This is a genomic window from Streptomyces sp. NPDC028314, from assembly GCF_055565795.1.
This window is the reverse complement of sequence record NZ_JBVHTP010000009.1, coordinates 100,864-124,470: the sequence shown is the minus strand read 5'-3', so window position 1 is coordinate 124,470 and position 23,607 is coordinate 100,864. Positions and strand designations below refer to the sequence as shown.

General features: G+C 69.6%; 18 protein-coding genes. 11 read left to right on the top strand and 7 right to left on the bottom strand.

What is annotated here, in order from left to right; all coding sequences use genetic code 11:
• Window positions 1–14: 14 nt before the first annotated feature.
• A complete protein-coding gene (locus ACZ4TG_RS21470) occupies window positions 15–1,562 on the top strand; it encodes an MFS transporter (protein ID WP_468165076.1) in 1,548 nt (515 codons plus the stop codon).
• A gap of 9 nt (window positions 1,563–1,571) precedes the next feature.
• On the opposite strand, the gene ACZ4TG_RS21465 is transcribed toward ACZ4TG_RS21470, so the two are convergent.
• Entirely contained in the window at window positions 1,572–2,978 is a 1,407-nt protein-coding gene (locus ACZ4TG_RS21465; protein ID WP_468165488.1) for a cytochrome P450, read from the bottom strand.
• A 147-nt stretch (window positions 2,979–3,125) separates the two neighbouring features.
• The gene (locus ACZ4TG_RS21460; RefSeq protein WP_468165074.1) at window positions 3,126–3,488 is read right to left on the bottom strand and encodes a hypothetical protein; all 363 of its coding nucleotides are present in this window, start codon (window positions 3,486–3,488) and stop codon (window positions 3,126–3,128) included.
• A 242-nt stretch (window positions 3,489–3,730) separates the two neighbouring features.
• Between ACZ4TG_RS21460 and ACZ4TG_RS21455 the strand changes: the two genes are divergently transcribed.
• Together ACZ4TG_RS21455 and ACZ4TG_RS21450 are read left to right on the top strand one after the other, a co-directional pair.
• On the top strand, window positions 3,731–4,234 hold the full coding sequence (locus tag ACZ4TG_RS21455) for a hypothetical protein (RefSeq protein WP_468165072.1): 504 nt from the start codon (window positions 3,731–3,733) through the stop codon (window positions 4,232–4,234).
• 20 nt (window positions 4,235–4,254) lie between these two features.
• On the top strand, window positions 4,255–4,743 hold the full coding sequence (locus ACZ4TG_RS21450) for a hypothetical protein (RefSeq protein WP_468165070.1): 489 nt from the start codon (window positions 4,255–4,257) through the stop codon (window positions 4,741–4,743).
• 141 nt (window positions 4,744–4,884) lie between these two features.
• Here ACZ4TG_RS21450 and ACZ4TG_RS21445 read toward each other — a convergent pair whose 3' ends face one another.
• From ACZ4TG_RS21445 to ACZ4TG_RS21435, 3 genes are all read right to left on the bottom strand, one after another.
• The gene (locus ACZ4TG_RS21445) at window positions 4,885–6,414 is read right to left on the bottom strand and encodes a helix-turn-helix domain-containing protein (protein ID WP_468165068.1); all 1,530 of its coding nucleotides are present in this window, start codon (window positions 6,412–6,414) and stop codon (window positions 4,885–4,887) included.
• Window positions 6,415–6,481: 67 nt separating this feature from the next.
• Window positions 6,482–6,976: a MarR family winged helix-turn-helix transcriptional regulator gene (locus ACZ4TG_RS21440; RefSeq protein WP_468165066.1), complete on the bottom strand. Its 495-nt coding sequence runs from the start codon at window positions 6,974–6,976 to the stop codon at window positions 6,482–6,484.
• Window positions 6,977–7,094: 118 nt separating this feature from the next.
• Entirely contained in the window at window positions 7,095–8,984 is a 1,890-nt protein-coding gene (locus ACZ4TG_RS21435; protein ID WP_468165064.1) for an amidohydrolase, read from the bottom strand.
• Window positions 8,985–9,127: 143 nt separating this feature from the next.
• Here ACZ4TG_RS21435 and ACZ4TG_RS21430 point away from each other — a divergent pair, with 143 nt between their 5' ends.
• The 5 genes from ACZ4TG_RS21430 to ACZ4TG_RS21410 all read left to right on the top strand — a co-directional run bounded on the left by ACZ4TG_RS21430 (window position 9,128) and on the right by ACZ4TG_RS21410 (window position 16,650).
• Window positions 9,128–10,129: a LacI family DNA-binding transcriptional regulator gene (locus ACZ4TG_RS21430; protein WP_468165062.1), complete on the top strand. Its 1,002-nt coding sequence runs from the start codon at window positions 9,128–9,130 to the stop codon at window positions 10,127–10,129.
• 140 nt (window positions 10,130–10,269) lie between these two features.
• Window positions 10,270–12,999, top strand: coding sequence for an aconitate hydratase AcnA (gene acnA, locus ACZ4TG_RS21425; RefSeq protein WP_468165060.1), 2,730 nt, complete (start codon window positions 10,270–10,272; stop codon window positions 12,997–12,999).
• 295 nt (window positions 13,000–13,294) lie between these two features.
• A complete protein-coding gene (ngcE, locus tag ACZ4TG_RS21420; protein ID WP_468165058.1) occupies window positions 13,295–14,722 on the top strand; it encodes an N-acetylglucosamine/diacetylchitobiose ABC transporter substrate-binding protein in 1,428 nt (475 codons plus the stop codon).
• 43 nt (window positions 14,723–14,765) lie between these two features.
• Window positions 14,766–15,710, top strand: a complete 945-nt coding sequence (locus ACZ4TG_RS21415) for a carbohydrate ABC transporter permease (RefSeq protein WP_468165056.1) — start codon at window positions 14,766–14,768, stop codon at window positions 15,708–15,710.
• A 13-nt stretch (window positions 15,711–15,723) separates the two neighbouring features.
• On the top strand, window positions 15,724–16,650 hold the full coding sequence (locus tag ACZ4TG_RS21410; RefSeq protein ID WP_468165054.1) for a carbohydrate ABC transporter permease: 927 nt from the start codon (window positions 15,724–15,726) through the stop codon (window positions 16,648–16,650).
• A gap of 7 nt (window positions 16,651–16,657) precedes the next feature.
• Here ACZ4TG_RS21410 and ACZ4TG_RS21405 read toward each other — a convergent pair whose 3' ends face one another.
• On the bottom strand, window positions 16,658–16,801 hold the full coding sequence (locus tag ACZ4TG_RS21405) for a hypothetical protein (RefSeq protein ID WP_468165052.1): 144 nt from the start codon (window positions 16,799–16,801) through the stop codon (window positions 16,658–16,660).
• 42 nt (window positions 16,802–16,843) lie between these two features.
• Window positions 16,844–19,564, bottom strand: coding sequence for a magnesium-translocating P-type ATPase (mgtA, locus tag ACZ4TG_RS21400; RefSeq protein WP_468165050.1), 2,721 nt, complete (start codon window positions 19,562–19,564; stop codon window positions 16,844–16,846).
• Window positions 19,565–20,166: 602 nt separating this feature from the next.
• On the opposite strand from mgtA, the gene ACZ4TG_RS21395 reads away from it, so the two are divergent.
• From ACZ4TG_RS21395 to ACZ4TG_RS21385, 3 genes are all read left to right on the top strand, one after another.
• A complete protein-coding gene (locus ACZ4TG_RS21395; RefSeq protein ID WP_468165048.1) occupies window positions 20,167–21,381 on the top strand; it encodes an ROK family transcriptional regulator in 1,215 nt (404 codons plus the stop codon).
• A gap of 117 nt (window positions 21,382–21,498) precedes the next feature.
• Window positions 21,499–22,611: a sugar ABC transporter substrate-binding protein gene (locus ACZ4TG_RS21390; protein WP_468165046.1), complete on the top strand. Its 1,113-nt coding sequence runs from the start codon at window positions 21,499–21,501 to the stop codon at window positions 22,609–22,611.
• 198 nt (window positions 22,612–22,809) lie between these two features.
• Window positions 22,810–23,598, top strand: a complete 789-nt coding sequence (locus ACZ4TG_RS21385) for an ATP-binding cassette domain-containing protein (protein ID WP_468165044.1) — start codon at window positions 22,810–22,812, stop codon at window positions 23,596–23,598.
• The last annotated feature ends 9 nt before the right edge of the window (window positions 23,599–23,607 follow it).

Here is a 23,607-nt window from a genome sequence, read left to right as displayed (position 1 = left end):
TTAGCGTCGACAAGGTGGACCAGAACGCAGCGCCCAGCGGCAACCGGACCGACGGCAAGCTCCGAGGAAGCGGACACGGACTCGCCCTGCTCGTCATCGCTTCCTGCCAGCTCATGGTCGTTCTCGACATCACCATCGTGAACATCGCGCTGCCGCACATCCAGACCGCGCTCGGCTTCTCCACCGAGAGCCTGTCCTGGGTGGTCAACGCCTACACGCTCACCTTCGGCGGCCTCCTGCTCCTCGGCGGCCGCACCGGCGACATCCTCGGCCGGCGGCGTGTCTTCATCTCCGGCGTACTGCTCTTCGGCCTGGCCTCACTGCTGGGCGGATTCGCCCAGAACGAGGGACAGCTGATGGCCGCCCGGGCCCTCCAGGGCGTCGGCGGCGCCATCGCCTCCCCGACCGCACTCGCCCTGATCACCACCACCTTCCGCGAAGGCCCCGAACGCAACCGGGCCTTCGGCGTGTTCGCCGGTGTCTCGGCGGGCGGCGGCGCCATCGGACTGCTGGCCGGCGGCATCCTCGTCGAGTGGCTCAACTGGCGCTGGGTGCTCTTCGTCAACGTCCCGATCGCCCTGATCATCGCCCTGGTGACGCCGAAGGTCATCCGGGAGTCCGAACGCCACTCCGGACACTTCGACTTCGCCGGCGCCCTGCTGTCCACGCTCGGCATGGTCGCGCTGGTCTACGGCTTCATCCGGGCCTCCCAGGAAGGCTGGCGCGACCCGCTGACCCTCGGCTCCTTCGGGGCCGCCGTCGTCCTGCTGACCCTGTTCATCGCGAACGAGCGCCGCTCCCCCCAGCCGATCACCCCGCTCCACATGTTCGCCGACCGGAACCGGGCCGGGACGTACGCGATCATGCTCTTCTTCGCCTGCGCGATCTTCGGCATGTTCTTCTTCCTCACGCTCTTCGTCCAGAACGTGCTGGGCTTCAGCCCGCTGCGGGCCGGGCTCGCCTTCCTGCCGGTCAGCGCGATGATCGCGGTGATGGCGGGGATCACCTCCCAGCTGCTGCCCAGGTTCGGGCCCAAACCCTTCATGGTGGCGGGCTCGCTGTGCGCCGCGGCCGGGCTGGGATGGCTGACGCAGACCGACATCCACTCGACGTACCTGGGCAGCATCCTGGGCCCGATGCTGCTGTTCAGCGCGGGCATGGGCATGCAGTTCGTGTCTCTGACCCTGATGGCGCTGTCGAACGTCCCCGTCCGGGAGTCGGGCGCCGCCTCCGGGCTGCTGAACGCGATGCAGCAGGTCGGCGGTTCGCTGGGCCTGTCCATCCTCGTCACGGTCTTCGGCACGGCCAGCCGCGACGAGGCCAAGGACCAGGCGGGTTCCTTCCTGCGCGCGGCGACCCCGGAACAGAAGGCCTTCTTCCTGCGGACGAAGCAGTACCCGAAACCGTGGAGCGACCAGGTCCTCACCTCGGGCGTGAGCGCGGCCTTCGTGGCGGCCGCGGCGTTCACCCTGATCACGGCGCTGATCGCGCTCTTCGTCATCCAGGTACGGCCCTCCGACCTGGCACGCCTCCAGGGCAACCACGCCCCGACGGCGGTCTGAACGCCGGCCTCAGCCGTCCAGCCGGCGGATCCGGCAGCGCGCCGGGCCCTCGGTCCGCAGCGTGATCGCGGCGCTGACCGGGATCTCCCGGTCCACGGCCTCGAACTCGTACGCGCGCAGGATCATCGCCAGGGCCAGCACCGACTCCAGCATCGAGAAGTGCTGCCCGATGCACGCCCGCGGGCCGCCGCCGAAGGGGAACCAGGCGTAGCGCGGCCGGGCCGCCTCCGCCTCCGGGGTGAAACGGGAGGGGTCGAACCGGTCCGGGTCGGGCCAGTACGCGGGATGCCGGTGCGTCACCCACGGCGCCAGGATCACATCGGCTCCCGCCGGGACCGCGTGGCCGGCGATCTCGGTGGCGGCCACGGCCCGGCGGCCGATGACCGGCGCGGCGGGGTAGAGGCGCATGGCCTCCTTGAGCACCTGGGTGAGGTACGGCAGCCGGTCGAGGTCGGCGGCCTCGGGCGCCCGGTCGCCCAGCACCTCGGACACCTCCGCGCGGGCCCGTGCCTGCTCCTCGGGGTGGAGGGCGAGCAGGTGCAGGGCGAAGGTGAGCGAGGTGGCGGTGGTTTCGTGCCCGGCGAGCAGGAAGATCAGCACCTGGTCACGCAGTTCGGAGACGTCGAAGGCGCCGTCGTCCGCGCTCTGCGCGGCGGCGAGCAGGGTCAGCAGGTCCTCGCCCGGGCCGCCCTCCGAGGAGTTCCCGGCGTCCCGGCGCCGCTGGGCGATGATCCGGTCGCAGACCGCGTACAACTCGTCCATCGCGGCGGCCGCCTTCCGGTTGCCCGGAGTCGGCCAGGTGCGCGGGAAGTTGGCGGGGGAGTAGCCGCGCCGCAGCACGTACTCCGTGATGACGGGGAAGCTCCGGTCGACGACGTCGACGGTCTCGTCCACGTCGGTGCCGAAGAGGATCCGGGCCACGGCGCGCAGCGCGAGGTGCATCATCTCGTCGGAGACGTCGACGATCCCGTCGAGGGCCTCTTCCCAGCCGGTGAGGGTCGCCAGGGTCTCGGCGGCGACCGCGCTCGCGTAACCGTCCACCCGGCGCCGGGTGAACAGCGGCTGGACCAGCCTGCGCTGGCGCAGGTAGTCCTCGTCCTGGCTGGTCAGCAGGCCGTTGCCGAAGGAGTCCCGGACCTCCTGGTAGAAGGGGTTGTCCTTGCGGAAGTTGGCCGATTCCGATGCCAGGACCTGCTGCGCGCCCTCCGCGGAGAACACGCAGTGCAGCTCGGCGCGCAGTCCGGGAGGGCCGGCGCTGATCCGGACGATGTCGCCGTGCTGGTGCTGGGCCCGCAGATAGGTGCCCAGTGAATCCGACTTGAGGTCGAACAGCGACCCCAGCAGCGGCAGCCCGGAGAGCTCCGGAGCCTCCGTACGCGCGCGGCCGTCCGTACTGCTGTCCGTGGCCTTCTGCATTGACATCTGCCGCCCCCTCGACGCCTTCCCGAACGCCCGATTCTGCCGGGCCCGCCCCGTCCGGGGCGAGGGCAGCGCGCCATCAGGCCGAATACGGGCGCTCCTGCTCCTCCGGGTACACCCACTCTGCCAGGCCACCGGATCGGGTCAGGGCCGAGGGCCTCGCGTGGGCGTGGGTGTGGACGTCGGTCTGGGCATCGGTGTCGGCGCCGCGGCGGTGACCGTTGCGGTCGCGGTCGCGGTCGCGGTCGCGGTCGCGGTGACGGTCGCGGCGGGAGCGGCCGGGGTCTCCGCGACGGACTCCGGCTCGGGCGAGGCGGCGGCGATGACCATGCCGACGACGAGGAGGACGGCGATCATGGCGCCGCACCCGAGGACGGTCTTCTGCCTGGCGTCGAGCTGACCGAGGACCTGGCCGGGTGTCCCGAGCGGCTGGTACGCGTGCCCGTACAGGGGCTCCGGGAGCTGCTGGTACCGGGGGCAGCCGTACCCGGGGGGCGGGGTGGTCACGATGGCTCCTGAAATGCGCGGGGACGGACCCCGACGGAACGCGCCCGGTCCAGCGGGCGCCGGCGGTTCCCCGGCGCACCCAGCAGTTGAGCGGCGATCAAGATACACATTCCGCCGAGCCGCGCGTCGCGCCCGTACGCGGACTGAGACGGCCCGGGTCCGAGCCCGCCCACGCCTGAGGGAGCCTTCTCAGAACGGCGTGCCTGCCGCTACGGTCGGGGAGGGTGAGCGGAGGGGGCTCGGTGGAACCGGAGCTGGACGCACGCGAGTTCGGCGAGAACGTCGCCTTGGCGACACTCTCGGACGAGTGGTGGGAGCAGCGCCAGGCGCTCGCATCGCAGCTCGCTTCTGTTTCGAGCGACGAGCATGGACCTCAGTACTGGGAGAGCCGGCTGGAGGAGACCCACGAGTTCGTCCGTGCCTCGGCATCGCCTGAAAACATGCTGATGGACCTGGTGCGGTACTGGTCCGGAGTGTTCGCCGGTCTCCAGCAGCGCGAGGAGCCTACGGGTCGTGGCGACCAGCAGGTGCCGGACGAAGCGGCGAGCACGGGACCGCCCGCACGGCCGACCGCTTCTGCCGAGGACGAGCCTCCTCCGCATTACGACGAGGACGACGCCGGACCGGCAGCGGACACCCTGAATCACGCGCTGGCCAGGCTGTTTCTGCTTCTCGGGCCACCGCCGGCGCCGGCCGGCAGGGATTTCGCTCCAGTCGGTGGCGGCGACGGAGGGGTGCAGGCGTGACCTCTGCGGAGCACCTTCCGGTGCGTCACGACGATGACCCCATCATCAATGCCGCCATGAACATCGCCGGCCGGTGGGGAGAGATCCTCGGCCCGGAGAACTTCGAGGTGGCGCTGAAGGCGTTGGAGCCGGAGCTGAGGCGTGAGCACCAGTTCCGGATGCGGCTGGCCGACGTGAAGGCGGCCACCGCGGAGCGGCAGGCGGCCGCCGCCCAGGCGGAGGCCGAGCGCGCCGCGCGGGAAGGCATCGAGAGGCGTCATCATGTGCACCGGATGGCGACGCTCATGGCCGGCATGGTGGCGTCGCTGGCGATGCTCGGCGGAGGCCTCTACGTCGCCCCGTCCAACTCCTGGCTCGCGGCGGGATTGTGCGGGCCGAGTCTGCTCGCGTTGGTGAAGATCTTCGTCCTTCAGCGGAGCGATGACGGCGACATGCGCGCCGCGGAGCGGACGGCGCGGAACACCGCGAACGCCGCCTCCGCTCCGCCCGCCGGTCCGCCCCTCGTCTGAGGCCCGCTTCCCGGCGTGACGCCTGCTGCCGCACCAGGCAGACCCCCCGTTGTGGGACAGGACCCCTTCACGCTGCGCGAAGAGCGAAGGGGTCCCCAGGTCCGACCGGCGGACTGGATCCGGCGCACCGGATCCGGCGGACTAGATGTCGCGGAAGATCTCGATCTGGGCGCCGACCGAGTTGAGGCGCTCCGCGAGTTCCTCGTAGCCGCGGTTGATGACGTAGACGTTGCGGAGCACCGAGGTGCCCTCGGCCGCCATCATCGCGAGGAGGACCACCACCGCGGGGCGCAGCGCGGGCGGGCACATCATCTCCGCCGCGCGCCAGCGCGTGGGGCCCTCCACCAGGACGCGGTGCGGGTCCAGGAGCTGGAGGCGGCCGCCGAGGCGGTTGAGGTCGGTCAGGTAGATGGCCCGGTTGTCGTACACCCAGTCGTGGATCAGGGTCTGACCCTGGGCGACGGCGGCGATGGCCGCGAAGAACGGGACGTTGTCGATGTTCAGCCCGGGGAAGGGCATCGGGTGGATCTTGTCGATCGGGGCTTCGAGCTTCGACGGGCGGACCGTCAGGTCCACCAGACGGGTGCGGCCGTTGTCGGCGGTGTACTCCGCCGAGCGGTCGTGGTCGAGGCCCATCTCCTCCAGGACGGCGAGCTCGATCTCCATGAACTCGATCGGGACCCGGCGGATGGTCAGCTCGGACTCCGTGACCACGGCGGCGGCCAGCAGGCTCATCGCCTCGACCGGGTCCTCGGAGGGGGAGTAGTCCACGTCGACGTCGATGTTCGGGACGCCGTGGACGGTGAGGGTGGTCGTGCCGATGCCCTCGACCTTGACGCCGAGCGCCTCCAGGAAGAAGCACAGGTCCTGGACCATGTAGTTGGACGAGGCGTTGCGGATGACGCTGACGCCGTTGTGGCGGGCGGCGGCCAGCAGCGCGTTCTCGGTCACCGTGTCGCCGCGCTCGGTCAGCACGATCGGGCGGTCGGGGGAGACGCCGGCCTCGACCTGGGCGTGGTAGATGCCCTCGGTCGCGGTGATGTCCAGGCCGAAGCGGCGCAGGGCGATCATGTGCGGCTCGATGGTGCGGGTGCCGAGGTCGCAGCCGCCGGCGTAGGGCAGCCGGAAGCGGTCCATGCGGTGCAGCAGGGGGCCCAGGAACATGATGATGCTCCGGGTCCGGCGGGCCGCGTCCGCGTCCATCGCGTCCATGTCGAGGCGGGCCGGCGGGATGATCTCCAGGTCCACGCCGTCGTTGATCCAGCGGGTGCGTACGCCGATGGAGTTCAGCACCTCGAGGAGGCGGTAGACCTCTTCGATGCGGGCCACGCGCCGGAGCACCGTACGGCCCTTGTTGAGGAGCGAGGCGCACAGCAGCGCGACACACGCGTTCTTGCTCGTCTTGACGTCGATGGCGCCCGACAGGCGGCGGCCGCCGACGACCCGCAGGTGCATCGGTCCGGCGTAGCCCAGGGAGACGATTTCGCTGTCGAGGGCTTCGCCGATCCGGGCGATCATCTCAAGGCTGATGTTCTGGTTGCCGCGTTCGATCCGGTTCACGGCGCTCTGGCTGGTGCCGAGAGCATCGGCAAGCTGACTCTGTGTCCAGCCCCGGTGCTGACGGGCGTCACGGATGAGCTTGCCGATGCGTACGAGGTAATCGTCTGCCATGGGTGCACCGTATCTCAGATATGAGATGGAGATCGTGCCGGGTGTGGCAGACGGGTGTTACCTGCCGTCAGATCGCATCGGCGGATCGCACGCTCGGGTCGGGATGCGCGTGGTGCGCGTGGTGTTCGACGATCCGGCCGAGGAGGCCCGTGAGCTGCTCCCTCTCGGGCCCGGACAGGGGTGACAGGAGTTCCTCCTGGGCCGCGTGGAGGAGTTGTTCCAGCTTGCGCAGCCGGCGCCGCCCCAGGGTGGTGAGGGTGATGACGTTCCGCCTGCGGTCGTCGGGGTCGTGGGCCCGCTCGACCAGCTCGCGCTCGGCGAGTTCGTTGATGACGGCGACCAGGTCGCTGCGGTGGATGCCGGTGCGGCCGCTCAGTGCGGCCTGGCTCGCGGGACCGAACTCGTCCAGGGCGACAAGGGCGGCATAGTGCCAATTGCGGGCATCTGCCCCGCTGAGTCCCTCGGTCACGAGGCGCTGGGCATGCGCCGACGCCTGCGCCAGCAGTCGGCTGGGCAGTTCCCGCAGCCGTGCCGGAACGACTGCGCCCTCTTCCGTGATCATGCGGGCGATTCTATCCCCTTGCGTTGGTGGCACTAACGATATGGCTTCGTTCGTGCCGTGAGCGTTCGCCTTGCCAACGATGATGTGAGGGGAGTCGCATGACCACGGTCGAGCGCCGTCAGTGCCCGCAGGCCTGGTGCCGGCCGCCGTGCACCGCCGCGTACGAGGCGGGGCGCGGCCCCGTCCCCGCGCGCGCGGCCCGCGCCGAAGCCGCCCGGCCCGCCGCCGAGTCGGCGTCGTGCACCACACGGCCCCCGACCAGGGTCATCCGTACGCCCGTTCCGCTGATGTCGGCCACCGGGCAGCGGGTCACGTCCCGGTCCAGCAGCACCAGGTCCGCCGCCTTGCCCGGTTCCACCGTGCCCGTCAGCCCCTCCTGGCGCAGCTGCCACGCCGTCCCCGAGGTGTGCATGCGCAGGACGGAGTCCCGGCCGAGCCCTTCCCGCTCCCGGTACAGCTCACCCGCGCCGAACGCGCCCTGCCGGTCGACGGCCGTACGCAGCTGGTTCCACACCTGGAGGGCGTCCACCGGCCAGTCGGAGCCGCCCGTCAGCCGCGCGCCCGCCTTCTCCAGGCTGCGCGCCGGGTACATCCACCGGTGCCGCTCCGGTCCGATGTACGGCAGCAGCGCCTCCATGGTCCAGGTGTCCTTCGCCGCCCACTGGAGCTGCATGCAGGCGGCCACGCCGAGCTGGGCGAAGCGGGGCAGGTCGGCCGGGTCGACGAGTTGAAGGTGCGCGATCGCGTTGCGCGGGTCCCGCTGTCCCGTCACCCGGCGGGCGTACGCATATCCGTCCAAGGCCGTACGTACTGCCCGGTCTCCGAGTCCATGGGCGTGCATCTGCCATCCGGCCCCGTTGAAGGCCGCGGCCAGCCGGCCGTACTCCGCCGCCGAGGTGTACAGCTCGCCCCGGTTCTGCGTCGGCCTGCCGTTGCCGTCCAGATACGGCTTCAGCAGCGCGGCCGTCTGCGCCGGGTACTCGATGACCCCGTCCAGGAACACCTTGATCATCCCGAACCGGAGGCCCCGGACCCCCTCGAACTCCCGCCGCAGCCCGCGCGCGTAGTCCAGCGCCGCCGCCGGCTCCCTCGTCTGGCCGACCTCCAGCCGGATCGCCGGGACGATCCGCTGCGGCAGCCTGCCCGACCCCGAGAGGGCCTGGTAGAGCTCCAGCTCGTGCCGCCCGACCAGGGCGTCCATCATCGTCGTCACCCCGGAGGCGGCCGCCAGTTCCAGCACTTTCGCGCAGGCCGCGACGAGTTCCGTCCGCGAGGGCTCGGGGACGTGCCGCTTCACCAGTGCCTGGGCGTCGTCCTTGAGCACGCCCGTCGGCTGCCCGTCCGCCCCCTTCACGATCTTGCCGCCCACCGGGTCGGGGGTGGCCGCGGTGATCCCGGCGATCTCCATGGCCCGCCGGTTCGCCCACAGGTTGTGCCCGTCCCCGCCGACCAGCGCCACCGGCCGGCGCGTCGCCAGGGCGTCCAGCATCGTGTGGTGCGGGGCGGTCCCCGCGGGCAGCAGCCCGACCGGGTTCCAGTCCTCGACCACCAGCCAGGTGTCGGGTTCCGCGCCCGCCCCGCCGGTGTCGGCGAGGAAGCCGCCCAGGATCTCCCGGAGTTCGGCCACGGTGGTCTCCGCGCCCTCCAGCGAGGGCCGCAGCGAGCGCTCACCGGCGCCCAGCGGGTGGGTGTGCCCGTCGTGGATCCCGCTCATCACGGTGTTCCCGCGGGCGTCCACCACCTCGGTGTCCCGGCCCACGTGCCGCCGTACGGCCCGGCCGCTGCCGGTGGCCAGGATCTTCCCGTCCCGGCCCACGGCCACCGCCTCCACCGGCGCCCCGCCCGGCAGGCCGGTGAACACCCTGGCGTTGTGCAGGACCAGGGCGGCCGGGCCGCGCCCCGCGGGGGCGGTGGCGGCCGCGGCCGGGCCCGCGCCCAGCAGGCTCGCGGCCCCGGCGGCGCCGGCCGCCGCGAGGAGGCCCCGGCGGGACAGAGAAGAAGAGGTCACGGCCACTCCCTTGTTCGGTAGCTGGCCAGGACACTGGGTGATTAACCCGTTAACCGGAACCCGTCCCGGACGACGGAATCCGCACCCGTACCGCGCGCACCGCACCCGTACCGGTATCGCCCCCGCGTCCGTACGATGGCCGCGTGCCCGGCCCAGGACCGACCATCGCCGACATCGCGCGCGCCGCGGAGGTCTCCACCGCGACCGTCTCCCACGCGCTCGGCGGCACCGGCCGCCTGGGCGACGACACCCGCCGCCGGGTCCGCGAGCTGGCCACGGCCCTCGGCTACGGCGCCTGGCGCGGCCCGCGCACCCGCAGCCTCGGACTCGCCGTCACCACGTACGCCGGCTCCGCCTGGGACTTCGCGGGGGTGGCGTACTTCTCCCGGCTGCTCACCGCCGCCACCTCGGCGGCGCACTCCCACGGCTACGCCCTGACCGCCCTGCCCGCCGACCGGGCCGGCGAGCCGCTGTGGCACACGCTGGCCGTCGACGGGATGCTGCTGCTGGACAGCCCGGACGGGGACCCGGTGCTGCGGGCCCTGCGGGCGCGCGGGGTGCCGGTGGTCTTCGACGGCCGGCCCGCCGACCCCCGGCCCGGGGACGTCTGGGTGGACAACGACCACGCCGCCACCACCCGCGAGGTGCTGGACCACCTCGCCGCGTCCGGGGCCCGGCGGATCGCCCTGCACGCGGGGTACGGCCGGGAGTTCTACACCGGGGCTGTGACCTCGGCCTACGAACGCTGGTGCGGGGAGCGGGGCGCGCCCGCGCTGGTGATCCCCTTCGACCCCGAGGACGCGCCGGGACACGCTTTCGACCGGGCCTTCGCCGGGCCGGCCCGGCCCGATGCCGTCTACACCGTGTACGACCCGGGCGGGCGGCAGGCGCTGGCGGCCGCCGCCCGCCACGGCCTCCGTACGCCCGGGGACCTGCTGCTGGTCTGCGCGAGTGAGGATCCCGCCTACGCGGCGTACGAACCGTCCGTGACCACCGTCACGCTGAATCCGGAGCGGATTGCGGCCTTTGCGGTGTCCTCGCTGGTCGCGTTGGTGGAATCTGGGCATGCGGAATCGCCCGGCCAGCTGACCGTTCCGGCAGGCCTGCGGGTGCGCGCCTCGTCCCTGCCCCCGGACATGTACTAGAGTTATCTCGACATCGAGATATCTGCCGAAGGCGTACCGCAGCCGCCCCCGCTGGTAAGGGTTACCTAACTTAGCCTTACCTTAGCGGATTGGCCAAGGGGCGTGGCGGCAGGATTGCGGTAATACGCGCGAATTCATGCATGAAGGAGACTGTCGTGTCGGCGAACAGCTTCGACGCCCGCAGCACGCTGCAGGTGGGCGACGAGTCGTACGAGATCTTCAAGCTGGACAAGGTCGAGGGCTCCGCCCGCCTTCCCTACAGCCTGAAGGTCCTGCTGGAGAACCTGCTCCGTACCGAGGACGGCGCGAACATCACCGCCGACCACATCCGGTCGCTCGGCAACTGGGACTCGCAGGCCCAGCCCAGCGAGGAGATCCAGTTCACGCCGGCCCGCGTGATCATGCAGGACTTCACCGGCGTCCCCTGCGTCGTGGACCTCGCCACCATGCGCGAGGCCGTGAAGGCACTCGGCGGCGACCCGGCGAAGATCAACCCGCTCTCGCCCGCCGAGATGGTCATCGACCACTCGGTCATCGCCGACAAGTTCGGCACGAAGGACGCCTTCGCGCAGAACGTCGAGCTGGAGTACGGCCGCAACAAGGAGCGCTACCAGTTCCTGCGCTGGGGCCAGACCGCCTTCGACGACTTCAAGGTCGTCCCGCCGGGCACCGGCATCGTCCACCAGGTCAACATCGAGCACCTGGCCCGCACGGTCATGGTCCGTAACGGCCAGGCGTACCCCGACACCCTCGTCGGCACCGACTCGCACACCACCATGGTCAACGGCCTGGGCGTGCTGGGCTGGGGCGTCGGCGGCATCGAGGCCGAGGCCGCGATGCTCGGCCAGCCGGTCTCCATGCTGATCCCGCGCGTCGTGGGCTTCAAGCTGACCGGCGAGCTGCCCACCGGCACCACCGCCACCGACCTGGTGCTGACCATCACCGAGATGCTGCGCAAGCACGGCGTCGTCGGCAAGTTCGTCGAGTTCTACGGTGAGGGCGTCGCCGCCACCTCCCTGGCGAACCGCGCCACCATCGGCAACATGTCGCCGGAGTTCGGCTCCACCGCCGCGATCTTCCCGATCGACGACGAGACCCTGAAGTACCTGCGCCTGACCGGCCGCGACGCCCAGCAGGTCGCGCTCGTCGAGGCGTACGCCAAGGAGCAGGGCCTGTGGCTGGACCCGGCCGCCGAGCCGGACTTCTCCGAGAAGCTGGAGCTCGACCTCTCCACGGTCGTCCCCTCCATCGCCGGCCCGAAGCGCCCGCAGGACCGCATCGTCCTCGCCAACGCCTCCCAGCAGTTCGCGCAGGACGTGCGCAACTACGTCGAGGACGACGACGAGGCGGGCAAGGAGTCCTTCCCGGCCTCCGACGCCCCGGCCTCCGCCAACGGCGTGCCGACCCGGCCGACCCTGGTCACCCTGGCCGACGGCTCGTCCTTCGAGATCGACCACGGCGCCGTCACGGTCGCCGCGATCACCTCCTGCACCAACACCTCGAACCCCTACGTCATGGTCGCCGCGGCGCTCGTGGCCAAGAAGGCGGTCGAGAAGGGCCTGACCCGCAAGCCGTGGGTCAAGACCACCCTCGCCCCGGGCTCGAAGGTCGTCACCGACTACTTCGACAAGGCCGGTCTGACCCCGTACCTCGACAAGATGGGCTTCAACCTCGTCGGGTACGGCTGCACCACCTGCATCGGCAACTCCGGTCCGCTGGACGAGGAGATCTCGAAGGCGATCAACGAGCACGACCTCGCGGTCACCTCGGTCCTCTCGGGCAACCGCAACTTCGAGGGCCGCATCAACCCCGACGTCAAGATGAACTACCTGGCCTCCCCGCCGCTGGTCGTCGCGTACGCCATCGCGGGCTCCATGAAGGTGGACATCACGACGGACGCCATCGGCACCGACACCGAGGGCAAGCCGGTCTTCCTGGCCGACATCTGGCCCTCCGAGGCCGAGGTCAACGACGTCGTGGCGAACGCCATCGGCGAGGACATGTTCAGCAAGTCCTACCAGGACGTCTTCGCGGGCGACGCCCAGTGGCAGGCGCTGTCGATCCCGACCGGCAACACCTTCGAGTGGGACCCGCAGTCCACCTACGTCCGCAAGCCCCCTTACTTCGAGGGCATGACGATGGAGACCACCCCGGTCTCCGACATCGCCGGCGCCCGCGTGCTGGCGAAGCTGGGCGACTCGGTCACCACCGACCACATCTCCCCGGCCGGTGCGATCAAGGCCGACACCCCGGCCGGCAAGTACCTCACGGAGCACGGCGTCGAGCGCCGCGACTTCAACAGCTACGGCTCGCGCCGCGGCAACCACGAGGTCATGATCCGCGGTACCTTCGCCAACATCCGCCTGCGCAACCAGATCGCGCCGGGCACCGAGGGCGGCTTCACCCGCGACTTCACCGCCCCGGACGCGCCGGTCTCCTTCATCTACGACGCCTCGCAGAACTACCAGGCCGCCGGCATCCCGCTGGTCATCCTGGCGGGCAAGGAGTACGGCTCGGGCTCGTCCCGCGACTGGGCGGCCAAGGGCACCGCGCTGCTCGGCGTCAAGGCCGTCATCGCCGAGTCCTACGAGCGCATCCACCGCTCCAACCTGATCGGCATGGGCGTCCTGCCGCTCCAGTTCCCGGAGGGCGCCACCGCCGCCTCCCTGGGTCTGACCGGCGAGGAGACCTTCGCCTTCACCGGTGTGGAGGAGCTGAACAACGGCACCACCCCGCGCACGGTCAAGGTGACCACCGACACGGGCGTGGAGTTCGACGCGGTCGTCCGCATCGACACCCCGGGTGAGGCGGACTACTACCGCAACGGCGGCATCATGCAGTACGTGCTCCGCAACCTCATCCGCGGCTGAGGACCATAGCGGCACCATAGGGCCGTATCCCCGTTATGGGGGTACGGCCCTTTCGCATTTCCCGGCGGGGCCAGGTTTCGGGGAGGTCTCAACTCGGAAAAGCTGACGGACATCCGTGCGCATGATCTTGCTCACAAGAGCGGAAGTGGACTATACCTGTGCCCGTCCGGATCACCGCGTCATCCGCGGCACCGGGCCGGGGGATGGGCGGGGACCTGCGGTGATGTCCGTATGCACGGTAACCGCCGCGATTTCCGGCCTCCTTCACACTTCTGACGAAGGCGAGGACATGAGCATGGGATCCACTGGTGAGGGCCTCGGCCGCCGCGATCTGATCAAGCGCTCCGCAGCACTCGGGCTGATCACGGTGCCGACGATGAGCTTCCTGTCCGCCTGCGCCTCCGGCGGCGAGGAGAACTCCACGAAAGGGCCCGACAAGGGCGTGGTGACCAAGGAGAACCCCTTCGGCGTAGCCAAGGGGGGCAAGCTGGACGTCGTCGTGTTCAAGGGCGGGTTCGGCGACGACTACGCGAAGGCCTGGGAGGCCGCCTTCGACAAGAAGTGGGGCACCACCAGCTCGCACCTGGGCACCCAGGAGATCACCGCCAAGCTCCAGCCGCGCTTCAACGGCGGCAACCCGCCGGACGTCGTCGACGACTCCGGCGCCCAGCAGATCAAGCTGGACGTGCTCGCCAACGGCGGCCAGCTCGCCGACCTCACCGCGGTGCTCGACGCGCCCTCGATCGACGACCCGACCAAGAAGGTGCGCGACACCCTGGTCGAGGGCGCCTACGAACAGGGCCTCCAGGGCGGCAAGTTCGTCGTCCTGAAGTACGTGTACGCGGTGTTCGGCTTCTGGTACTCCGGGAAGCTCTTCAAGGAGAAGGGCTGGGCTCCCCCCAAGACCTGGGACGAGTTCCTGGCCGTCTGTACCAAGGCCAAGGAGGCGGGCATCGGCGGCCTCGCCCACCAGGGCAAGTTCCCGTACTACATCAACGTGGTCATCATGGACCTGATCGCCAAGAAGGGCGGTCTGGACGCCATGAAGGCGATCGACAACCTGGAGCCGAACGCCTTCGAGGGCAATCCGGCCGCCCTGGCCGCGGTCGAGGCGGTCTACGAGGTCGTCGAGAAGGGCCTGCTGATGCCGGGCACCAACGGCCTCACCCACACGGAGTCCCAGACCGCCTGGAACCAGTACAAGGCCGCCTTCATCCCCTCCGGCTCCTGGCTGGAGAACGAGCAGCTGAAGCAGACCCCGGAGGACTTCGACATGAAGTTCCTGCCGATGCCGCTGCTGGCGGACAGCAAGCTGCCCTTCGAGGCCGTCCGGGCCGGCGTCGACGAGCCCTTCATCGTCCCGGAGAAGGCCGCCAACAAGGCCGCGGGCATGGAGTTCCTCCGCTCGATGCTGTCCCGCGAATGGTCGACGATCTTCGCCCAGCAGGCGAACTCGCTCACCGTCGTCAAGGACGGCGTGGACCCGAGCGTCAAACTGCGCCCGGGCACCCAGTCGGCGGTGGAGGCGCTCAAGGCGGCGGGCGGCAACACCTTCAGCTACCGCTACCCCGACTGGTACAGCGAGATGGACAGCGAGATCCAGAACGCGTCCAATGAGCTGATGGCCCAGCGGATCCAGCCAAAGGAGTGGATCAAGCGGGCACAGGCTGCGGTAGACAAGGCGGCGAAGGACCCGAACGCCAAGAACAACAAGCGCACCTGACACCGCGTCCACCGGTCATCCGGCAACACCAGGGACGGACACCATGAGCCACGTAGCCCAGGGGAGAAGGAAGAGCGGTTTCATCGCCGGCTTCCTCATCGCGCCACTCGCGCTGTATTTGACCTTCGTCATCTGGCCGTATGTTCAGACATTCGGCTATTCCTTCACCAACTGGACGGGCCAGTCGCCGACCTTCGACTTCGTCGGCCTGGACAATTACTCGACGTTGCTGAAGGACGAGGTCTTCCGCGGCGCTCTCTGGCACAACCTGCTGCTCCTGGTGTTCGTCCCGGTGATCACCATCCTGCTCGCCCTCTTCTTCGCCTTCATGGTGAACGCGGGAGGGCGCAGCGGGGCCGGCGGGGTCCAGGGCGTCAGCGGATCGCGCTTCTACAAGGTCGTCTACTTCTTCCCGCAGGTCCTCTCCCTCGCCATCCTCGCCGTCCTCTTCGGCGCGGTCTACCGCAGTGACCAGGGCGGCCTGCTCAACGGCTTCCTCATCAAGCTGGGCCTGATCGACGCGCAGCACCCCGTCGAATGGCTCAACGAGCCCGATCTCGTTCTCTGGTGCCTGCTGTTCGTGGTCGTCTGGTCCGGCGTCGGCTTCTACCTCGTCCTCTTCTCTGCGGCCATGCAGTCCGTACCCAAGGACATCTACGAGGCCGCGCTGCTCGACGGCGCCGGGCGCGCCCAGACCTTCTTCAAGGTCACGCTGCCCCTGCTGTGGGATTCTGTGCAGACCGCCGCGGTCTATCTGGGCATCGCCGCGATGGACATGTTCGTGCTGGTGTCGACCTCGACCTCGGGCCAGTTCGGCGGCGGACCCGACCACCACAGTGAGGTCATGGCCACCGTGCTGATGCGCAACTTCCTGTACTTCGGCAAGAGCGGCTACGCCTGCGCCATGGGCGTGGTCATGCTCGTCCTGACCATGATCCTCTCCGTCATCACGCTGCGTGCCACCCGCCGCGAGCGCATCGAGTTCTGAGCGGGAGACCGTCATGACCACAGTGATCAAGGCTCCGGGCGAAGCGTCCGCGGAGCGGTCCGGCGGATCCGGCCGGACGGGGGAGCGTGACAAGCGCCGCTCCGAGGGCATGGTCCTCAACGTCTTCTCGCACGGCTTCCTCGTCCTGTGGGCGATAATGATCGTGCTGCCGCTCCTCTGGCTCGCGCTCGGCTCCTTCAAGACCGACGCGCAGATCGGCGGCTCGGCCCTGAGCTGGCCCTCGAACTGGCACTTCGACGCCTTCGGGCGGGCCTGGGACAAGGGCATCGGCGGCTACTTCGCCAACACGCTGATCGTGCTGGTCTTCTCGGTCCCGCTGACCATGCTGTTCGGCTCGATGGCCGCCTACGTGCTGGCCCGCTACCCCTTCACCGGCAACCGGCTCATCTACTACTTCTTCGTCAGCGGGGCGATGTTCCCGGTGTTCCTGGCGCTCGTACCGCTGTTCTTCATGGTCAAGCGCTTCGACATGCTGAACAGCTACCAGGGCCTGATCCTGGTGTACGTCGCCTACTCGATGCCGTTCACCGTCTTCTTCATGCACTCCTTCTTCCGGACGCTGCCGACGGCGATCCACGAGGCGGCGGTGATCGACGGGGCCTCCGACACCCGGATCTTCTTCCAGGTGATGCTGCCCATGGCCAAGCCCGGCCTGATCAGCGTCGGCATCTTCAACGTGCTGGGCCAGTGGAACCAGTACATCCTGCCCGCCGTACTCATGCAGCCGCAGACCAGCGGCGAGCCCGAGCGCTACATGCTGACCCAGGGGCTGATCCAGCTCCAGTACCAGATGGGCTACGAGACGGACCTGCCCGTGCTGTTCGCCGGGGCCACCATCGCGGTCATCCCGATGCTCGCGGTCTACCTCTCCTTCCAGCGCCAGATCCAGGCCGGCCTGACCTCAGCCACCCTCAAGTAGCCCCGGGTCAGCCGGCCGGGTCCGGCACGACCGACCAGCTGACCGCCGAGACCGAGGGGTCGAGCGAGAGGTTGCTGACCGCCTCCTCCAGCGCCCGGCCCCCCTCGCCCTCGGCGGTCAGCACCGCGGACACGGTCACCCGGCCCGACATTCGGTGAGCAGCATCGGCCTCTCTCCCTTCCTGCCGAGGCTCTCAGAGCCAGGTGTTGAACCTGCGGATGTACCAGGTCTTCACGAGCTGCGTCAGCGTGCAGTACGCGAGCAGGACGCCGATCAGCCACGGGAAGTAGCTCGCCGGCAGGGCCACGAAGCCCAGCGATCCGGCCAGCGGCGAGAAGGGCAGGTAGAGCCCGGTCAGCACCGCGAGGACGGTCATCACCATCACCGGCCAGGAGGCGCGGGACTGGACGAAGGGGATCTTCCGGGTACGGATCATGTGGACGACCAGCGTCTGCGAGAGCAGGCCCTCGATGAACCAGCCGGACTGGAAGAGCGCCTGGTGCGCCTCGCTGTTCGCCCCGAACACGTTCCACATGATCAGGAACATCGAGATGTCGAAGACGGAGCTGACGGGGCCGATGGTCACCATGAACCGGCCGATGCCCTTGGCGTCCCAGTTGCGGGGCCCGCGCAGGTACTCCTCGTCCATCCGGTCCCACGGGGTCGCCAGCTGCGCGATGTCGTAGACCAGGTTCTGCACCAGCAGCATGATCGCGAGCATCGGCTGGAAGGGGATGAAGGCGCTGGCCACCAGGACCGAGAAGACGTTGCCGAAGTTCGACGAGGCCGTCATCTTGATGTACTTGATGGTGTTGCCGAAGGTGGTCCGGCCCTGGACCACGCCCTGCTCCAGGACGGTCAGGTCCTTCTCCAGCAGGATGATGTCCGCCGACTCCTTCGCGATGTCGACGGCCGTGTCCACGGAGATGCCTACGTCGGCGTCGCGCAGTGCGGCGGCGTCGTTGATGCCGTCGCCGAGGAAGCCGACGGTGTGGCCGTCCGCCTGGAGGGACCGTACGATCCGGGCCTTCTGGACCGGGTTGACCTTGGCGAAGACCTTCGTACGGGCGGCCAGCTCGCGCAGCGCGCGCTCGTCGAGCGGGTCGGTCTCGCAGCCGAGCACCACCTGCCCGACGTCGAGGCCCACGTCCGCGCAGACCCGGGCGGCCACGAGCTCGTTGTCGCCGGTGACGACCTTGACCTCGATGCCCTTGTCGGCGAGGGCCTGGAGGGCCCGGGCGGCGTCGGCCTTCGGCGGGTCGAGGAAGGCGAGGAAGCCGACCAGGGTCAGACCGTCCTCGTCCGCGACCGTGTAGGTGTCGCGCGGGGCGGAGACCGTACGGGTGGCGACGGCGAGGACACGCAGGCCCTGACGGTTGTGCTCCTCGGCGGTCCGGGTGACGCGCCGGCGCAGCCGGTCGGTCAGCTCGGCCTTCTCGCCGCGGTCCCGCATGTGGGTGCAGAGGTCCAGGACCTCCTCGACGGCGCCCTTGGTGATCATGACGTGCTCGGCGCGGGCAGGAGCGCCGACGAGGCTGTTGCGGCCCAGGACCACGGACATCCGGCGCCGGGCGAAGTCGAAGGGGATCTCGTCGACCATCGAGAACCGTGCGTCGACGACAACCTCCTCGGCCTCGCCCACGCGGTCGATGACCGCCTGGTCCATCAGGTTCTTCAGGCCGGTCTGGAAGTGCGAGTTGAGGTAGCCGTACTCCAGCACCTCGTCGTCCTCGTCGCCGTGCACGTCGAGGTAGCGGTCGAGGACGATCCGGTCCTCGGTGAGGGTGCCGGTCTTGTCCGTGCAGAGCACGTCCATCGCGCCCAGGTTCTGGATCGCGTTGAGCCGCTTGACGACCACCTTGCGCTGGGCCATGGCGACCGCGCCGCGCGCCAGGTTGGCGGAGACGACCATCGGCAGCATCTCGGGGGTGAGGCCCACCGCGACGGCGATGCCGAAGAGGAAGGCTTCGTTCCAGTCGCCCTTGGTGAAGCCGTTGATCATGAAGACCACGGGGACCATGACCAGCATGAAGCGGATCAGCAGGAAGCTGACCTTGCGCACACCGGTGTCGAAGTTGGTCTGCGGGCGCTCCCCGACCAGGGAGCCGGCCATCGAGCCGAAGTAGCTGTCGGCGCCGGTGGCGACCACGACGCCGGTGGCGGTGCCGGAGGTGACCGAGGTGCCCATCAGGACGAGGTTGTCGGCCTCGACGGGGTCGGTGGTGTCGGCCTGGCCGAGGTCCTCGGTCCGGGTGTCGGCCTTGGCGACCGGCAACGACTCGCCGGACAGGGCGGCCTGTCCCACCATCAGGTCCTTGGAGCTGATCAGTCGCAGGTCGGCCGGGATGAGGTCGCCGGCGGCCAGCTTGACCAGGTCGCCCGGGACCACCTGGTCCATGGGCACCTCGAAGGCGGTCGGAGCCGAACCGCTGCCGGCCCGCCGCTGCACCGCGCAGGTGGTGGTGACCAGCTCCTTGAGGGCGTCGGCGGCGCGGCCCGAGCGGAACTCCTGCCAGAACCGGAGCAGTCCGCTGATCCCCACCATCACGGAGAGGATGACGACGCCGGGGTCGGCCGGGTCCTGCCAGTACATGACGCCGGCCAGGAGGACCAGGACCAGGATGAAGGGGTTCCAGTACGCCTTCGCCAGCTGGAGGTGCCAGCGCGGGGCGCGCTCCCGGGCGACGGCGTTGCGGCCGTGCCGCTCCAGGCGCAGGGCCGCCTCGGCGTGGGTGAGGCCGTTGCGCGAGGTGTCCACGTCCTGCAGGACCCGGACGGCGGGGCGGGCGCTGAGCGCGGCGAGCCGTTCGCCGACGAGCCGGGTACGTGCCTCCAGCTCGGCGGCCTTGCGCTCGCGGCGGGCCCTGCCCGGCGGTGCGAGCTTCGTCGGGGTACGAGGGGTGAGCATGGTCATGACGAATACCTCCCTCCACGGTGTCCGGGCAGCGCGAAGCCGTACGGTCACGTGGAGTGATCATGGGTCGGCGTAAAATGGCACACAATGACCACGGGTACGCCGGTGGGCATGGATGACGCACAGCCGTCGGGCGTCCGGGGACCGGAACCGGGGCGTGCGGAGGAAAGGGTTGCGGGCCCGGAGCGAAGCGGGCCCGTGCATCGCACGGGACGCGGCGGGGCCGCGGTCGTGCGTACTCGGGGAAGCGGGTCGGTCGCCGGGCTGGTCAGCCGGCGAGAGCGCGGCAAGGACTTCGATCGGGACTCATCCCGAACACCTCCTTGCGTAGCGCTGTCACGACAGGGCGCCCGGTCCGGCCGGAAAGGCCGCAGAGGATCGGCGCCTCAGCGACCGTAGCACGAGGAGAACGGTGGTTTCTCTCATACTTATGACCGGTAGTGGCCGATTCGTGCTGCGTCAGCCTCTTGACGTGTGGAGGGCCAAAGGCTCGACTTAAGGTTCACAAGTTGGAGAGACGCCGGTGTCTCGGAGCACACAGCCGCGACTGCCGGCCGGGGGGCGACGGCTGGCCGTCGCTTATGGGCAGGAGTGGATGAGTCGTGCAGACTCCCGGATCGCAGTCCTCGCTGCATCGCGCGAATCTTGAACGGGTCGTGCGGGCCGTGCGCCTCGCGGGTTCGCTGACCCAGGCGGAGATCGCCCGTACCACCGGACTGTCGGCGGCCACGGTCTCCAACATCGTCCGCGAGCTCAAGGAAGGCGGGACCGTCGAGGTCACGGACACCTCGGCGGGAGGCCGGCGGGCGCGCAGCGTCTCGCTCAGCGGGGACGCGGGCATCGTCATCGGCGTGGACTTCGGCCACACCCACCTGCGGGTGGCCGTAGGGAACCTCGCCCACCAGGTGCTGGCCGAGGAATCGGAGCCGCTGGACGTGGACGCGTCCTGGGTGGAGGGCTTCGACCGGGCGGAGGCGCTGGTCGGCCGGCTGATCGAGGGCGTGGGGGTCGGCCGCGACAAGGTCATCGGCGTCGGGCTCGGCGTCCCCGGACCGATCGACGTGGAGTCCGGCACCCTCGGCTCCACCGCGATCCTGCCGGGCTGGGCCGGGATCAACCCCCGCCAGGAGCTGTCGCAGCGCCTGGGCGTGCCCGTGTACGTGGACAACGACGCCAACCTCGGAGCCCTCGGCGAGCTGGTCTGGGGGAGCGGCAGGGGGGTCAAGGACCTCGCGTACATCAAGGTCGCGAGCGGTGTCGGCGCCGGCCTGGTGATCAACGGGCAGATCTACCGCGGGCCCGGCGGCACCGCCGGCGAGATCGGGCACATCACCCTCGACGAATCGGGTCCCGTCTGCCGCTGCGGCAACCGCGGCTGCCTGGAGACCTTCGCCGCCGCCCGGTACGTCCTGCCGCTGCTCCAGGGCACCCACGGACCGGAGCTGACGATGGAGCGGGTGGTCGAGCTGGCCCGCGAGGGGGACCCCGGCTGCCGTCGGGTCATCACGGACGTGGGCCGCCACATCGGCAGCGGTGTGGCCAGCCTCTGCAACGTCTTGAACCCGAGCCGGGTGGTCCTGGGCGGCTCGCTGGCGGAGGCCGGTGAACTGGTGCTGGCCCCCATCCGTGAATCAGTGGGGAGGTACGCGATCCCCAGCGCGGCCCGCCAGCTGTCCGTCCTGACCGGATCGCTGGGCGGCCGGGCCGAAGTGCTCGGCGCACTCGCCCTCGTACTCAGCGAGATGGGCGATTCGACGCTTTTGGCGGAAAATGGGGTTGGGGTGCGAGCTCCCGCCGTCATGTCTTCAGTTAGATAACGGATGGCACCGTTGTCATCTCGTTAAGGATTCACTCCTTGACGCCAAATTGCGGCCGGGGTTGACTCACATCCACCTCGGCCGCAGCGTTGCGGCCTCGTCAGGGAGGTTCAAGTAATGAACACGCGTATGCGTAGAGCCGCCGTAGCCGTCGCCGCCGGTGCCATGGCCGTATCGCTTGCCGCTTGCGGCAGTGCGAAGGAGGCCGGCGACAAGGCGAACGACTCGGGCGCCGCCAAGGGTGATGCGATCAAGATCGGTCTGCTCCTGCCGGAGAACCAGACCGCGCGCTACGAGAAGTTCGACAAGCCGCTGATCGAGAAGAAGGTTGCCGACCTCACCGGCGGCAAGGCCGAGGTCGTCTACGCCAACGCCAAGCAGGACGCGACCACGCAGAACTCCCAGGTCGACACGATGATCACCAACAAGGTGGACGTCCTGATCATCGACGCGGTGGACGCCAAGGCCATCGCGGGCTCGGTCAAGAAGGCCAAGGAAGCCGGCATTCCCGTCGTCGCCTACGACCGCCTGGCCGAGGGCCCGATCGACGCCTACACCTCCTTCGACAACGAAGAGGTCGGCAAGGTCCAGGGCAAGGCGCTGCTGGAGGCGCTGGGCGACAAGGCCAAGGACGGCCAGATCGTCATGATGAACGGCTCCGTCACCGACCCGAACGCCGCCCTGTTCAAGAAGGGCGCGCACTCCGTCCTCGACGGCAAGGTGAACATCGGCAAGGAGTACGACACCAAGGAGTGGAAGCCGGAGAACGCCAACACCAACATGGCGGGCGCGCTCTCCGCGATCGGCAAGGACAAGGTCATCGGCGTCTACTCCGCCAATGACGGCATGGCCGGCGGCATCATCACCGCCCTCAAGGCCGCCAACCTGTCCCCGCTGCCCCCGGTCACCGGCCAGGACGCCGAACTCGCCGGCGTGCAGCGCATCGTGGCGGGCGAGCAGTTCATGAGCGTCTACAAGCCGTACGCTCCCGAGGCCACCGCCGCCGCCGAGATGGCCGTCGCCCTCGCCAAGGGCGAGAAGATCGACGGAATCATCAACCAGAAGGTCGACAGCCCGACCACCAAGGGCGTCCCGTCCGTGCTGGTTCCGGTCACCTCGCTCACCAAGGCCAACATCAAGGACACCGTCATCAAGGACGGCGTCTACACGGCCGACGAGATCTGCACCGACAAGTACGCGGCCAACTGCGCCACCCTCGGCCTGAAGTAAGGCCCCCGTCGCCCCTCTCCCCGAGGTGGCCGACCCCCGCGCCTGCCCGGCGCCCCGCACCCCTTATCCCGCCACCGCGGGGCGCCGGGCAGAAACGTTTCCCCCATGCTGTACCGCACGTATCACCCCCATGCTCAACCCCCCATTCACGCTCCTGCTCTTTTGCACGACATCCCCGCCGGTCAGGCGGCGAAGGAGATGGTTCATGTGTCCGCTGCGCCCGTGCTGGCGTTGCGAGGGGTCTCGAAGCGGTTCGGTGCCGTTCAGGCCCTGACCGACGTAGAACTCGAGATCCACTCCGGTGAGGTGGTCGCCCTCGTGGGCGACAACGGCGCCGGCAAGTCCACGCTGGTCAAGACCATCGCCGGCGTGCACCCCATCGATGACGGAGTCATCGAGTGGCAGGGCCGCCCGGTCTCGATCACCAAGCCCCACGACGCCCAGAACCTGGGCATCGCGACGGTCTACCAGGACCTCGCGCTGTGCGACAACATCGACGTCGTCGGCAACCTCTTCCTGGGCCGCGAGCTCAAGCGCCGCGGGATCCTCGACGAGGTGGAGATGGAGCGCCGCGCCCGCGAGCTCCTGACCACCCTGTCCATCCGGATCCCCAGCGTCCGGATCCCGATCGCCTCGCTCTCCGGCGGTCAGCGCCAGACCGTGGCGATCGCCCGCTCGATGCTCGGGGAGCCCCAGCTGGTCATCCTCGACGAGCCCACCGCCGCACTCGGCGTCGAGCAGACCGCACAGGTCCTCGACCTGGTGGAGCGGCTGCGCGAGCGCGGCCACGCCGTCATCCTCATCAGCCACAACATGGCCGATGTGAAGGCCGTCGCCGACAAGGTGGCGGTCCTGCGGCTGGGCCGCAACAACGGCGTCTTCAGCGTCGCCGACACCTCGCAGGAAGAGATCATCTCCGCCATCACCGGTGCCACGGACAACGCCGTGACCCGCCGGGCGGCCCGCACCGGGGAGGCCCGCAAGTGAGCACCCACA